This is a genomic window from Puniceibacterium antarcticum, from assembly GCF_002760615.1.
Classification (GTDB): domain Bacteria; phylum Pseudomonadota; class Alphaproteobacteria; order Rhodobacterales; family Rhodobacteraceae; genus Puniceibacterium; species Puniceibacterium antarcticum.
This window is the reverse complement of record NZ_AWWI01000138.1, coordinates 1-12755: the sequence shown is the minus strand read 5'-3', so window position 1 is coordinate 12755 and position 12755 is coordinate 1. Positions and strand designations below refer to the sequence as shown.

Genomic DNA, 12755 nt, shown 5'->3' with positions numbered 1-12755 from the left:
CAGCGCTGGCATGGCTTTGACCATCCCCGCCTGGCCAAAGGAAACCTTCCGCCGATGACCGATCATCTTCCCATGACCGTTCCCGCCGCAATCACCCCCGCACAGCGCACCAGCCTCATCAACCTGGTCCGCCGCACGGCCCGCACCGAAATCCTGCCGCGGTTCCGTGACCTGTCCTCGCTGCAGATCGACACAAAATCCGGCCCTCAGGATCTTGTGACCGAGGCAGACCGCGCCTCGGAAAAGATGATCGCACGCGGGCTGATCCGGATGTTCCCGAATGCATTGATCATCGGCGAAGAGGATGTCGCCGAAAACCCCGACATCCTTGACAAGATCGCCGATGCGCCGCTGTCTTTCACCATTGATCCGGTCGACGGCACCTGGAACTTTGCCCATGGGCTGACGCTGTTTGGCGTGATTCTGTCCGCCACCCGCTTTGGCACGCCGGTCTTTGGTCTGCTTTACGACCCGATCACCGATGATATGATCATCGCGGACGACACCGGCCCCGCCCTGCAGGTCAAACCGCGCCGCGCGACCCGCACGCTCAGCGTGTCCAAAGGCGGCGCGGTTGAGGATCTCGTTGGCTATCTCGGCCTCACCCACCTGCCCGAAAACAGAAAGGTCGCCGTCGCGGCCACCCTGCCGAAATTCGGGCGTGTGACCTCGATGGGATGTTCCTGTCACGAATTCCGGATGCTGGCGCAAGGCCATGTGGATTTCGTGTTTTCCGCCGGTCTGACCCCTTGGGATCATGCAGCCGGCGCGCTGATCGCTCAGCGTGCAGGCGGTCACGTGGCGCTTCTGGATGGAACCGACTACCGCGCCGACGCGCCGCGTTCAGCCTATCTGCTCGCCGCATCGGACGAAAAGACCTGGAACAACATCCGCGACACCTTTGCCTTCCTGCTGGAAGGCTGACGCTGTCTGCGGCGGGCGAAGGTTTCCCCACTCGCCCGCTGCAAAATCACTCGGCCGCTTCGGCGTAATCCGACATCGGCGGGCAGGTGCAGACCAGATGCCGGTCGCCATAGACATTGTCCACGCGATTGACCGGCGGCCAGTATTTGTCGACCCGGAAGGCGCCCGGCGGGAAACAGCCCTGCTCGCGCCCATAGGGCCGGTCCCAGTCGCCCACCAGATCCTCGACCGTATGCGGCGCGTTCTTGAGCGGGTTGTTCTCGCGGTCGATCTTGCCGTCCTCGATGTCCCGGATCTCCTCGCGGATCGCCAGCATCGCATCGCAAAACCGGTCCAGCTCGGCCTTGGTTTCGGACTCTGTCGGCTCGACCATCAGCGTGCCCGCCACTGGCCAGCTCATCGTCGGCGCATGAAAACCCGCGTCGATCAGGCGTTTGGCGATGTCATCCACCGTCACACCCGCGCTGTCGGCAAAGGGACGCACGTCCAGAATGCACTCATGTGCCACCCGGCCCTGCTTGCCCTTGTAGAGCACTTTGTAGGCCCCGCTAAGCCGCGCTGCGATATAGTTGGCGTTGAGGATCGCCACGCGCGTCGCCTGGGTAAGGCCCTCTCCGCCCATCATCTGGATATAGGCCCAGCTGATCGGCAACAGCGACGGTGATCCAAACGGCGCCGCTGACACCGACCCGACACCGGGTTCCAGCGGATGGGACGGCAGATGCTTGACCAGATGCGCCTTCACACCAATCGGCCCCATGCCGGGACCACCGCCGCCATGCGGAATGCAGAACGTCTTGTGCAGGTTCAGGTGGCTCACATCCCCACCGAGATCGCCGGGCCGCGACAGCCCAACCATGGCGTTCATGTTCGCACCGTCGATATAAACCTGCCCGCCATGCTCATGGGTGATGCGGCAGACATCGCGCACCGTCTCCTCGAACACACCATGGGTCGACGGATAGGTGATCATGCAGGCCGCCAGATCGGCGGAATATTTCTCGGCCTTGGCCGCGAAATCCTCAAGATCAATCGAGCCGTTCTCATCACAGTTGACCGGCACAACCTTCCAGCCGACCATCTGCGCAGAGGCCGGGTTGGTGCCATGGGCATTGACCGGGATCAGGCAGACATTGCGATGCCCCTGCCCCTCGGCCCGGTGCCAGTCCGCAATGGTCAGAAGGCCCGCATATTCGCCCTGCGCACCGGAATTGGGCTGCATCGACAATCCGTCATAGCCGGTGATCTGGCACAACTTGTCGCTCAGATCTCCGATCAGCTCGGCATAACCCTGCGCCTGATCCACCGGCACAAAGGGGTGCATGTCCGAAAACGCCCGCCAGCTGACCGGCATCATCTCAGCCGCCGAATTCAGCTTCATCGTGCAGGACCCCAGCGGAATCATCGCGCGGTCCAGCGCCAGATCGCGGTCGGCCAGACGGCGCATATAGCGCATCATCTCGGTCTCGGCCCGGTTCATGTGGAACACGTCATGCTGCAGATACTCAGTCGTCCGCAGCAGCGCCTCGGGCAGGCGATACACCTGCGTGCGATCCACATCCTTGCGCGCAAAACCAAAGGCTTGCCAGACCGCCTCGATCGTCGCCGGGCGGGTGGTTTCGTCGATGGTGATGCCAACCTTGGTCGTCCCCACCGCGCGCAGGTTCACCCCCTGCTGCACCGCCGCCTGCATCACGCCATGCTGGAACAGACCGACGTCCACAGTGATCGTGTCAAAGAATGTCTCGGGCTCAACGGTGAACCCCGCCTCCTCCAGCCCACGCGCAAGACGCGCGGTCTTGCGATGGATCCGCTGCGCGATGGCGCGCAACCCCTTGGGGCCGTGGAACACCGCATAAAACCCGGCCATAACCGCCAGCAGCGCCTGCGCGGTGCAGACATTCGACGTCGCCTTTTCCCGGCGGATATGCTGCTCGCGGGTTTGCAGGGCAAGGCGATAGGCTCGGTTCCCGTGACTGTCGATGGACATGCCAACAATCCGCCCCGGCATCGAGCGCTTGTAGGCATCCTTGGTCGCCATATAGGCCGCGTGCGGGCCGCCATAGCCCAGCGGAATGCCAAACCTCTGGGTCGATCCAACAGCGATATCCGCCCCCATCGTCCCCGGCTCCTTGAGCAGGCACAGCGCCATGGGATCTGCGCTCACGATGCCGATTGCCTTGGCAGCGTGCAGCGCCGTCATCTCGGCGGTGAAATCGCGCACATGGCCATAGGTGCCGGGATATTGAAAGATTGCCCCGAACACCGCTTCGGGGTCCAGATCATCTGCCGCGCCCACGATCACCTCAATCCCCAGCGGCGCGGCGCGGGTCTTCATCACGGCGATGTTCTGCGGATGGCAGTTCTCGTCAACAAAGAATGCCTTGGCCTTCGACTTGGCCACACGCTGCGCCATCGTCATCGCCTCGGCGCAGGCCGTCGCCTCGTCCAGAAGCGAGGCATTGGCAATCTCAAGCCCGGTCAGATCCGACACCATGGTCTGATAATTCAAAAGCGCCTCAAGCCGCCCCTGCGAAATCTCGGGCTGATAGGGCGTATAGGCCGTGTACCAGGCGGGGTTCTCAAAGATATTGCGCTGGATCGCCGGGGGCGTCACCGTACCGTGATACCCCATCCCGATCAGAGAGGTCAGGACCTGGTTCTTTTCGGACACTTCGCGCATGTGAAACAGCAGCTCGCGCTCGGACAGAGCCTTGCCGAAATCCAGCGGCTTTTCCTGCCGAATCGCCTGCGGCACCGTCTCCTCCATCAGCGCTTCAAGGTCGGCCACGCCCAGCGTCTTGAACATCCCCGTCATCTCGTCCGGAGACGGGCCGATATGCCGCCGATTGGCGAAATCATAGGGTTTGTAGTCAATCGGTTTGAAAGACATATTGCTCTCCCGTCCGGCCAAAAAGGCCGTTTGCCGTGACCGGGACTGGCCCGCCACGCATATCTGTTTCAGAGGGTCCCCTGCTTCTTCTCTTTGAAAATACGCCGGGGGGTGCGGGGGGCTGCCCCCCCGGTGTCGGCCCGGTGCCACAGGCACCGGGCCGATCAAGTGGCCTCAGCCGATAAACTTCTTGTAGGCCGCTTCGTCCATATAATCGTCGAGCTGGCTCAGATCCTCGACCTTGACTTTGAAGAACCAGGCGTCGCCCTCAGGATCGTCGTTCACCTTGCCGGGCTCTTCGACGATGATCTCGTTGACCTCGACAATCTCGCCGTCCAGCGGCGCGAGGATGTCGGACGCGGCTTTCACGCTCTCGATCACCACGACCTCGTCATCCTTGCTGATGACCGTACCCACATCGGGCAGCTCGACGAACACCACGTCGCCCAGCTGTTCCGCGGCATGCTCGGTGATGCCAACCACGACCGTGCCATCGTCTTCGACGCGCAGCCATTCATGTTCTTCGGTGAACTTCATCTATGTCTCCCGTGACAGTTCAGCGTTTGAAATTTGCAGGGGTAAAGGGCATCTTCACCACCTTGACGGCCAGCCGCTTGCCGCGGACCTCACCGTACAGAACCGTATCCGGCGCCGCCAAAGCCGCCGGAACGTATCCCATCGCCACCGGTGCGCCGACCGTCGGGCCAAACCCGCCCGAGGTCACATGACCCACAGGGGTCGCACCCTCCTCGGCAGCGAACAGCTCGACACCTTCGCGCATCGGCGCGCGCCCCTCGGGCAGCAGACCGACACGCATGCGCGGCGCGGCCTCGACCAGTTCGCGCAGGATGCGATCCGCGCCCGGAAAGCCACCCGCGCGGGCACCATCGGCCCGGCGCACCTTCTGGATCGCCCAGCTCAGCGCGCCCTCGACCGGCGACGTGGTCGCGTCGATGTCATGACCATAGAGGCACAGCCCCGCCTCAAGCCGCAGCGAATCCCGCGCGCCCAGACCGATGGGGGCCACATCGTCATGCGCGAGCAAGGCACGCGCCAGATCGACTGCTGCCGCCTCGGGCACCGAAATCTCGTATCCGTCTTCGCCGGTATAGCCCGACCGCGACACCCAGCATTCAGCACCTGCCAGTTCGACCGTCGCCACATCCATGAATGTCATCTCGCGCACGGCGGGGTTCAGACCCGCCAGCACATCCACAGCCGCAGGCCCCTGCAGCGCCAGAAGCGCGCGCGAGTCAAGCTGCCGCACGATCACATCCGGCTCAAGCGCGGCGCGCATACGGGCCACATCAGCATCCTTGCAGGCGGCATTGACCACAACAAACAGGTGATCGCCCCGGTTGGCGACCATCAGGTCATCTTCGATCCCGCCATCGTCATTGGTGAACATCGCATAACGCTGGCGGCCTGCCTTCAGGCCCATCACATCCACCGGCACCAGACGTTCGAACGCCTCGGCCGCGTCCACCTTGCGCGATTGCAGGATGACCTGCCCCATATGGCTCACGTCAAACAGACCGGCCCTGGCGCGGGTGTGCTGATGTTCCTTAAGAACGCCCATCGGATACTGCACCGGCATCTGATACCCGGCAAATTCAACCATCTTGCCGCCCAACTCAAGATGCAGATCATAAAGCGGCGTGCGCTTGGGACCCTGCTCCTCGGCCTCATCGGCATGGCGATGGTGGTGCCCGCCCGGCCCGTGGTCAACGCCACAGCCGCAGACATCCTGCACCTCGTATTGCGCCAGATCATCCGTGGCGGTCTTGTCAGTCTTGCCAGTGTGGTCGGTCATATAACCCCCGTCTTGTCAGGCCCGGGGGCGGCATAGACCGCACCTTGGGGCATTCACCGCACGGGGTCTCTCCCCGCACCTGGAACGCCCCCTCTGTCCTGTCGCCTGAGATCATTATCCCTTCGGCGGACGCGGGCTGGCGCGCCTCTCTCCAGAGTCTTCGATGTCCCGACGGTCCTGGGGCCTGAGAGTTTCCGGGGCGGTTGCTCCTTCGGCACCGGCAATTTCCGGTTCTCCCGTCGTGACGTGGGTCAAGCTAGACGACTCTCCAGGTTGACACAAGCACCCACCAGAAGGTTTTGAAAGCAATCTCAGGCGATGCCACCGGTCCGGGCAGAACGGACAAAGCCGATGTCTGAAACGCCACAGCCTGTTTGACAAGCGTCCGACACCCGCGCAGTTATGCATCCATGAGCAATGCATACTTCTTTGGCTACGGCTCCCTCGTCAACCGCCGTACGCATATCTATGACCCCGCCTTTCCCGCCCGCGCCAAAGGCTGGCGACGTGCCTGGCGTTGCACGCCTGACCGCGAACCGGCGTTCCTCACAGTGATTCCCGACGCGGATTGCGAAATTGAGGGCCTTGTTGCCGGTGTTCCAGATCAGGACTGGTCAGCACTGGACCTGCGCGAGACGAATTATGACCGCCTGCCTGCATCGGACTGCGTCACCCATGACCTTGGGGACCATGCCGATGTGGCGATCTATTCCATCCCGGAACACACACGCCACCTGCCAGATGAGGATCACCCTGTCCTTCTCAGCTATCTTGACGTGGTTCTGCAGGGCTATCTGACTGAATTTGGCCGCGACGGCGCCGACCGTTTTCTGGCAACAACAACCGGCTGGGAGGCGCCGATCCTGAATGACCGCGCCAGCCCACGCTATCCCCGAGCACAAAGTCTCAGCACGGATGAACGCGACTACGTGGACGGCGCGCTGACCTCACTGGGCAGCAGGATCCTGATCTGATGCTGTCCAAGAGCCTGATGCTCTTGCTGCGTTTTGCCCGTCGGCTGGGCGTGCGGGTGGTGCTGATGGCTGCCCTTGCGGTTCTTGCCGCGCTTTTTGCGCCGCTGTTCGACGGATTCATTCCCAAATCCCTGACTGAACGCTTTGGCGCCGATGCCGTGCGGCCAATCCTGAACATCCTCGCCTCATCGCTGCTGACGGTGACCACCTTTTCGCTGGGCGTCATGGTCAGTGCCTTTCAATCCGCATCAAGCCAGGGCACCCCGCGCGCCTATCGCGTGCTGATGCAGGACGGCACGACGCAGACCGTTCTGGCAACCTTTGTCAGCGGTTTCCTGTTTTCGCTGACCGCGCTGGTCATGTTCAACGCGGGCTTTTACAGTGAAACCGCAGCCGTGGTGATCTTTGGCCTGACCATCGTCACCATCGTGCTGATTATCGCGGCAATCCTGCGCTGGATTGACCTGCTCAGCCATCTTGGCAGCATGGATCACACGCTGCGGCAGGTCGAAAATGCTGCCCAGATCAGCCTGCAGACCAACGCGAGCGCGCCCAACCTTGGGGCCAATCGGCTCATCGACATGCTCCCGCCGCCACCCGGTGCGCGCCCTGTCTTCGCCGCTGAGTCGGGCTATGTGCAATTCATTGATCTCGCTCGTCTCAACGATGCGCTGATGGAAAAGGACGGTGTGCTCTGGATCACCGCCAGCCCGGGCAAATATGTGCTGCGCGATCAGCCGATGGGCTATATTTCCCGCGCCGATCAGGGGTTGTGCGACAGTATCTGTGACTACATCACCTTTGGGCGCGAACGAACGATGGAACAGGATTGCCGTTTTGGCCTTGTCGTGCTCAGCGAAATTGCCGCCCGCGCAATGTCCCCCGGCGTCAATGATCCGGGCACCGCGATAGACGTGGTGCACAGACTGAAAAAGCTGCTTTGGGAATACATTCAAAGCCTTGGCGCCCATGACGCGGCCGAACAGGATTCGCAGGATGACGAAGAGCCAGTGCTTTATCCCCGCATCCACCTGCCTGCGACCACGGCCAGCGACCTTCTCCACGACGCTTATGGCGTGATCATCCGCGATGCAGCAGGACGGGTCGAGGTGATGGGACAAATCATTCATGCGCTGCAGGAGCTTGCCACCGCACCGGGGGCAATGGGCACTGCTGCGAGGGCCGAGATCACCTATGCCCGCACCCATGCAGAAGAGGCAATTTCGAACGAGACAGATCTTGACAAGATCCGCAGGCTCGCGCCCGCTGAAGGAGATTAACTTGCTCTGACTGCGCGCCGATTGAGGTACAAAACGGCGCGCAGTCAAAAGGGAACATCTAGTGCCGGTTGATTACCCTTGGGCGAGGTTTTTCGCGCGGATCACCTGCATCAGCGGCAGCACATCAGCCATCTCCGGCCCACGTTGCTGACCGGTCACGGCAAGACGCAGCGGCATGAACAGACCTTTGCCCTTGCGGCCCGTCGCTTCCTTCACCGCAGCAGTCCACTGCCCCCAAGTGTCGTGATCGTAGGGTCCGTCGGGAAGCAATGCCATTGCCTGAGCGATAAAATCGCGGTCCTCATCAGCCACAACAGGTTCAGCGCCTTCAGAAAACATCGTCCACCATGCAGCCAGATCGCTGCGCACAGTGATATTTTCGCGCGCGACCTGCCAGAACAGTTCGGCCTTGTCATCGGGTACACCAAGGGCCGCGATATCCGCCTTGATCGCATCAAACGGCAAGCCGTGCAGCTTGCGCGCGACCAGCGGCAACAGATCGTTCACATCAAACTTGGTCGGTGCCGCGCCGAACTGTTCCAGTTCGAATCCTTCGGCAATCTCTTCCAGCGACATGCGCAGTTCCACCGGCTGCGACGAACCCAGTCGCGCCATCAGCGACAGCAGCGCCTCGGGTTCAATCCCCTGCGCGCGCAAATCCTGCAAGGCAAGCGAGCCCAGACGTTTGGAAAGTCCCTCACCCTGCGGACCAGTCAGCAATGAATGGTGTGCAAAGGACGGCGGCGTGCCACCCAGTGCGCGGATGATCTGAATCTGCGTCGCCGTATTGGTCACATGGTCAGATCCGCGCACCACATGGGTCACGCCCATGTCGGTGTCGTCGACAACTGACGCCATGGTATATAGGTTCTGTCCATCGGCCTTGATCAGCACCGGATCGGAAAGGCTGGCGGCATCAATTGACAGATCTCCCAGAATCCCATCGGTCCATTCGATGCGTTCCTGATCCAGCCTGAAACGCCAGACGCCAGCACCCCGGTCTGTCCGCAGCGCGTCCTTTTCAGCATCAGAAAGGGCCAGCGCCGCACGGTCATAGACCGGGGGCTTACCCATGTTCAGCTGTTTCTTGCGCTTGAGGTCCAGTTCGACCGGCGTCTCGAAGGCCTCATAGAACCGGCCCATGCCGCGCAGCTGATCAGCCGCTTCGGCGTAGCGGTCCAGCCGCTCGGACTGCCGCTCTTCCTGATCCCATGTCAGGCCCAGCCATTCCAGATCCCGCTTGATCGAATCGACATATTCCTGCTTGGATCTCTCGGGATCGGTATCGTCGATCCGCAGAATAAAGGTCCCGCCAGCCTTGCGGGCGATCAGATAGTTGAACAATGCGGTACGCAGGTTCCCGACGTGGATGAAACCTGTGGGTGATGGGGCAAAACGGGTCGTGGTCATTGGCATCTCCTGGGACGGCGATGCTCTTTCACACCGGGGCCGATTTGTCCAGTTCGCCGGTTTGGCGGATCTGCGCGCCGCCCGAACAACCGGACTGCGCACAGAACAATACTCATGCGACCTCGGCGACGTCCACATTGGCCACATGCAGCTTAACCATGGTCCGCTTCAACAGAACATAAGCAATCTCGCCAAACGTCGCGGGACCGGTGTAAGTGTCGGTCTTCTTGCCCTCAAGCGCGCCATAAAGATGGTTGAGAATGCAGTTGCAGGACAGTGCGCTTGCATTGTCTTCCCCGCCAGCACAGGCAGCAAAGACGCTGTCGTAATCGCCCGGCGACTTTGCAATGCGATAGCTTACACCTTCGATCACCGGGACGTAGAAATCGACCTATTTCGCAGCAGCATCAACGGTCCGAAAGGACACGGTGATCATTGCCCCGGCATAGTCAGCAACCAGCGGAAGCTGGGTTTAGGTGCCCTTTTGCACCAGATAGGCCGCTATGTTCGTCACCTTGCCGTCAATCGTCGCCGGGCTGGCGGAAGACCCATCTGCGCCAAAAGTGATCAGATCGCCTGCGGGGTCCTGTTCGAAGAGGTTTACGATTTACAGCGCAGCTGTGCGATCGGCAGGCAGGGAGACATGCATCAGCATCGCACCTTCCTCATGTACCGAGCCGTTGCAGCCGTCAAATACCTTGGGAGTAACCTTACCGAGATCGTCGAGCTGCATGCCTGTGACCAAACCCATCCGCGGCGGATCGAACAGACCCGTGTGGCAGGCCCCATCAATGGCGAATTGCGCATGTGCCTTGGAAAACGCAGGGATCAGGATCATCGACATGCCGTTGTCGAAACGGTCCTTGCCAAGCTCGGGCAAAGCTTCGGGCAGACGATGTTCGATCCGCGAGTCGGTAATGCCCTCTCTTTCCGTCACGAACAGGTTCTCGCGATCCACGCACCCTCCCTTTTCGGTCACTAAATAAACCGAGGTTCCGCCGATCCAACGTCCTTTGGGCAGCTTGCGCAGCGCCTCTCCAGAGTCGGTCATCAGAAGAGCGCCACCCGAGCCGATCAGTGTCGTCGTTTCGGCGAATCATCATCTTGTTTTTCATAGTCCAAGACTCTCCCTGTTAAAGTACTGCAATGTCTTTGGCGGCAAAAGCATTCTGGGCGAAAAACGCCCGAAGCTCTGCCGCCTTCGTGGCGAGCGTTGACGGGTTTGCCGACACTTCCCACCGCAGGTGCGCGATCAGAATCTTGGCGGCAAGCGATGCGCCAGAAAGATCTTTCTGGATGGTCAGAGCGCGCGCCAGCACGGAATCTGAAACGACATTCGACATCCCAGGCGGCTCTAACCGCCTGAGGTGCTTGCCTGGCAAGGCAGGTTGAACAAGTGTTTTCCTGCTGTCTCAGAATTACGAAACGTGGTATCCGCATTTTTAACCACCTTCCGACTTGCGAACCGCCCGCTCTTACGCCAATCCTTGGGTCCCAGACTTAGGCAAATCGATCGATGCGCTGCTTCATTGCCCTTCCCCTGCCCGACTCCGACATTGCCGTGCTCGAAGCCTTGCAAAACCGACTTCCCTTCGGTCGCCACGTCCCGGCCGAAAACCTGCACCTGACATTGGCCTTTCTCGACGAACAGCCGATGGAAACGCTTGAAGAAATCCACGAAACGCTGGAATCGCTTCGCGCCACGCGCTTCAGCCTGACTTTGAATGGCTTGGATGGCTACGGCGGTCAGTCGCTGGCGATCAATGCAGAGGGTGGACCGGCGCTGCTGGAGTTGCATAAACGCATCCGCTCACGGCTGCACGGGATCGGCCTGCAGCTTGATCGTCGGCGGTTCCGCCCGCATGTGACGCTCGCCCAGCTGCCCGCGCAGACCAATTCCGATCAGCAAGACCGCCTGGCCAAGTTCCTGCTGCGCGAGTCGTCGCTGAAAATGACCGATATCCCGATCCACAGTTTCGCGCTCTACAGCTCGCGGCCGCACATCACTGGTGCCGAGCATGATGAGCTGTGCCGCTACCCGCTGACGCATTAGCGAAATCCCGGCCCATGCGCCCATACGGTCAGGGAATGCCGCTCGCCTTTTGTCACCGGCGTCACGCGATGCAACTGGAACGCCGGGAAAAGCGTCGCCGTGCCACGGACCCGTCCCGCAGACACCACATTGGCCGAGGGCATTATTTCCAGAGCCCCGCCCTCATAGCCCTTCTCTGACGACAGCTGCACGACCATCGTCAGCTTTCGCCGCGCAGCAACGACGCCGTCACCGATATCCGCATGCCAGTCAAAATGCCCCTCGCGCTCGGCTCCATAGCGGGCGATCTGCGGGCTTTCCGCAAAATCGCTCAAATCGAACTGAAACAAACCCCGGTTCGCATCGCGGACAACCTCGATGATCCGATCCATGATCCAGGCTGTTCCTGGCAGTTCGTCTACCCAGACCAGATCTGCACGGCGCAGGTTGTGATCCCGCTGCTGCCCGACCAGTCTGGCGTCACTCGATTCCGATGCGCGCGCCAGCGCGACGATCTGGTCGCACTCGACTTCTGAAAAGGCCGCCTCGCGGCTGTGAACAGCAATCATCCCGGCTCTCCTGCCTTTGCAAACCGCTGTCCTGCGCCAATCCTGCCAAATGCGCCACGCCAGAAACGACATCATCGGCGGAATAAGTCGCGCGCGCGCTCTTCTGTCCGACGTGCGCTGCCTCCATATGCAGAGAATGTATAACCCGGAACACACCGCGCCTGATCTTGACGCTTTCCATGCGATGGCGTTCACCGCGCTCGACCAGCTTCCGGCGACCTTTCAGCAGGCCGCACGGGAGGTGGTTCTCAGAATCGAGGAGATACCGCCGCAGGACATCCTTGATGGCCTTGGAATCGAAGACCCGATGGAATTGACTGGCCTTTACGAGGGCATCCCCATGACGGAAAAATCCTTTGCAGATCCCGCGCCTTGGCCCGATACGATCTGGCTGTTCCGCCGACCGATCCTTGCAGAATGGCGCGAACGTGGCGATGTCGCTCTGCCTGACCTTGTCACGCATGTCATGGTTCACGAGCTGGCGCATCATTTCGGTTGGTCCGATACGGATATCGCCACCATAGACCGTTGGTGGGAATGACCCCCGCGCCATTCTACACGGCATGCAGATCAGCAACCGGCGGGCCTGTTCTAAAGAGAAAAAGCCGTGGAGAGGTTGGTAAGCGTCGTCTGGGCGGCACTGGGGTTTCAGCTTGACGGCTGAAAGTTCCAGGGAAGCAACTCGTCGATGCGCTGTTGCGGATGTCCGGCCGCGATGGCTTCGAGCGTAGATTTCAGATAGGCGAAAGGCTCCACGCCATTGATCTTGGCTGTCTCGATCAGGAATGCGATGCCGCCTTCGTCCGATCCGGCGAAGAATGCGTTTTTTCTGTTCAGAGCAATCGACTGGACCAAATTCT

Annotated in this window: 12 protein-coding genes, 1 pseudogene and 1 riboswitch; of the genes and pseudogenes, 5 read left to right on the top strand and 8 right to left on the bottom strand. The window is 60.9% G+C overall.

Features of this window, described 5'->3' with window-relative positions:
* The first annotated feature begins 54 nt into the window (after positions 1-54).
* A complete protein-coding gene (locus P775_RS20445) occupies positions 55-924 on the top strand; it encodes an inositol monophosphatase family protein (protein ID WP_099912724.1) in 870 nt (289 codons plus the stop codon).
* A gap of 46 nt (positions 925-970) precedes the next feature.
* On the opposite strand, the gene gcvP is transcribed toward P775_RS20445, so the two are convergent.
* The 3 genes from gcvP to gcvT form a co-directional block, all read right to left on the bottom strand.
* Positions 971-3817 carry an aminomethyl-transferring glycine dehydrogenase gene (gene gcvP, locus P775_RS20440; protein ID WP_099912723.1) on the bottom strand — a complete coding sequence of 949 codons (2847 nt, stop codon included), beginning with the start codon at positions 3815-3817 and terminating at the stop codon, positions 971-973.
* 174 nt (positions 3818-3991) lie between these two features.
* Positions 3992-4354: a glycine cleavage system protein GcvH gene (gene gcvH / locus P775_RS20435; protein WP_099912722.1), complete on the bottom strand. Its 363-nt coding sequence runs from the start codon at positions 4352-4354 to the stop codon at positions 3992-3994.
* 19 nt (positions 4355-4373) lie between these two features.
* Entirely contained in the window at positions 4374-5630 is a 1257-nt protein-coding gene (gene gcvT / locus P775_RS20430; protein ID WP_099912721.1) for a glycine cleavage system aminomethyltransferase GcvT, read from the bottom strand.
* Between the two features lie 162 nt (positions 5631-5792).
* Positions 5793-5879, bottom strand: a riboswitch (glycine riboswitch).
* A gap of 161 nt (positions 5880-6040) precedes the next feature.
* On the opposite strand from gcvT, the gene P775_RS20425 reads away from it, so the two are divergent.
* Positions 6041-6604 (top strand): gamma-glutamylcyclotransferase family protein, encoded by a 564-nt coding sequence (locus P775_RS20425; protein WP_099912720.1) that lies wholly within the window; start codon positions 6041-6043, stop codon positions 6602-6604.
* Entirely contained in the window at positions 6604-7884 is a 1281-nt protein-coding gene (locus P775_RS20420; RefSeq protein ID WP_099912719.1) for a DUF2254 domain-containing protein, read from the top strand. The genes P775_RS20425 and P775_RS20420 overlap by 1 nt, the downstream gene beginning before the upstream one ends.
* 72 nt (positions 7885-7956) lie before the next feature.
* Here P775_RS20420 and gltX read toward each other — a convergent pair whose 3' ends face one another.
* The 3 genes and pseudogenes from gltX to P775_RS20405 all read right to left on the bottom strand — a co-directional run bounded on the left by gltX (position 7957) and on the right by P775_RS20405 (position 10637).
* A complete protein-coding gene (gene gltX / locus P775_RS20415) occupies positions 7957-9294 on the bottom strand; it encodes a glutamate--tRNA ligase (protein WP_099912718.1) in 1338 nt (445 codons plus the stop codon).
* Positions 9295-9406: 112 nt separating this feature from the next.
* Positions 9407-10345: pseudogene (locus tag P775_RS29955) on the bottom strand (DUF6976 family protein).
* A gap of 82 nt (positions 10346-10427) precedes the next feature.
* Entirely contained in the window at positions 10428-10637 is a 210-nt protein-coding gene (locus tag P775_RS20405) for a hypothetical protein (protein WP_099912717.1), read from the bottom strand.
* 173 nt (positions 10638-10810) lie between these two features.
* Here P775_RS20405 and thpR point away from each other — a divergent pair, with 173 nt between their 5' ends.
* Positions 10811-11347: an RNA 2',3'-cyclic phosphodiesterase gene (gene thpR, locus P775_RS20400; RefSeq protein ID WP_099912716.1), complete on the top strand. Its 537-nt coding sequence runs from the start codon at positions 10811-10813 to the stop codon at positions 11345-11347.
* On the opposite strand, the gene P775_RS20395 is transcribed toward thpR, so the two are convergent.
* Complete coding sequence (locus P775_RS20395; RefSeq protein ID WP_099912715.1) at positions 11344-11895, bottom strand: 2OG-Fe(II) oxygenase; 552 nt, start codon at positions 11893-11895, stop codon at positions 11344-11346. The genes thpR and P775_RS20395 overlap by 4 nt on opposite strands.
* Positions 11896-12031: 136 nt before the next feature.
* Here P775_RS20395 and P775_RS20390 point away from each other — a divergent pair, with 136 nt between their 5' ends.
* Complete coding sequence (locus P775_RS20390) at positions 12032-12436, top strand: metallopeptidase family protein (RefSeq protein WP_099912714.1); 405 nt, start codon at positions 12032-12034, stop codon at positions 12434-12436.
* Positions 12437-12543: 107 nt separating this feature from the next.
* On the opposite strand, the gene P775_RS20385 is transcribed toward P775_RS20390, so the two are convergent.
* Positions 12544-12755, bottom strand: a 212-nt coding sequence (locus P775_RS20385) for a transposase domain-containing protein (protein WP_143520956.1), incomplete at its 5' end; no start/stop codon positions are given.

Coding starts and splice junctions, on each gene's coding strand:
- gcvT (WP_099912721.1), bottom strand. CDS start 5,630: ATGACCGACCACACTGGCAAGACTGACAAGACCGCCACGGATGATCTG.
- P775_RS20420 (WP_099912719.1), top strand. CDS start 6,604: ATGCTGTCCAAGAGCCTGATGCTCTTGCTGCGTTTTGCCCGTCGGCTG.
- thpR (WP_099912716.1), top strand. CDS start 10,811: ATGCGCTGCTTCATTGCCCTTCCCCTGCCCGACTCCGACATTGCCGTG.
- P775_RS20405 (WP_099912717.1), bottom strand. CDS start 10,637: ATGTCGAATGTCGTTTCAGATTCCGTGCTGGCGCGCGCTCTGACCATC.
- gltX (WP_099912718.1), bottom strand. CDS start 9,294: ATGACCACGACCCGTTTTGCCCCATCACCCACAGGTTTCATCCACGTC.
- P775_RS20425 (WP_099912720.1), top strand. CDS start 6,041: ATGAGCAATGCATACTTCTTTGGCTACGGCTCCCTCGTCAACCGCCGT.
- P775_RS20390 (WP_099912714.1), top strand. CDS start 12,032: ATGTATAACCCGGAACACACCGCGCCTGATCTTGACGCTTTCCATGCG.
- gcvH (WP_099912722.1), bottom strand. CDS start 4,354: ATGAAGTTCACCGAAGAACATGAATGGCTGCGCGTCGAAGACGATGGC.
- gcvP (WP_099912723.1), bottom strand. CDS start 3,817: ATGTCTTTCAAACCGATTGACTACAAACCCTATGATTTCGCCAATCGG.
- P775_RS20445 (WP_099912724.1), top strand. CDS start 55: ATGACCGATCATCTTCCCATGACCGTTCCCGCCGCAATCACCCCCGCA.
- P775_RS20395 (WP_099912715.1), bottom strand. CDS start 11,895: ATGATTGCTGTTCACAGCCGCGAGGCGGCCTTTTCAGAAGTCGAGTGC.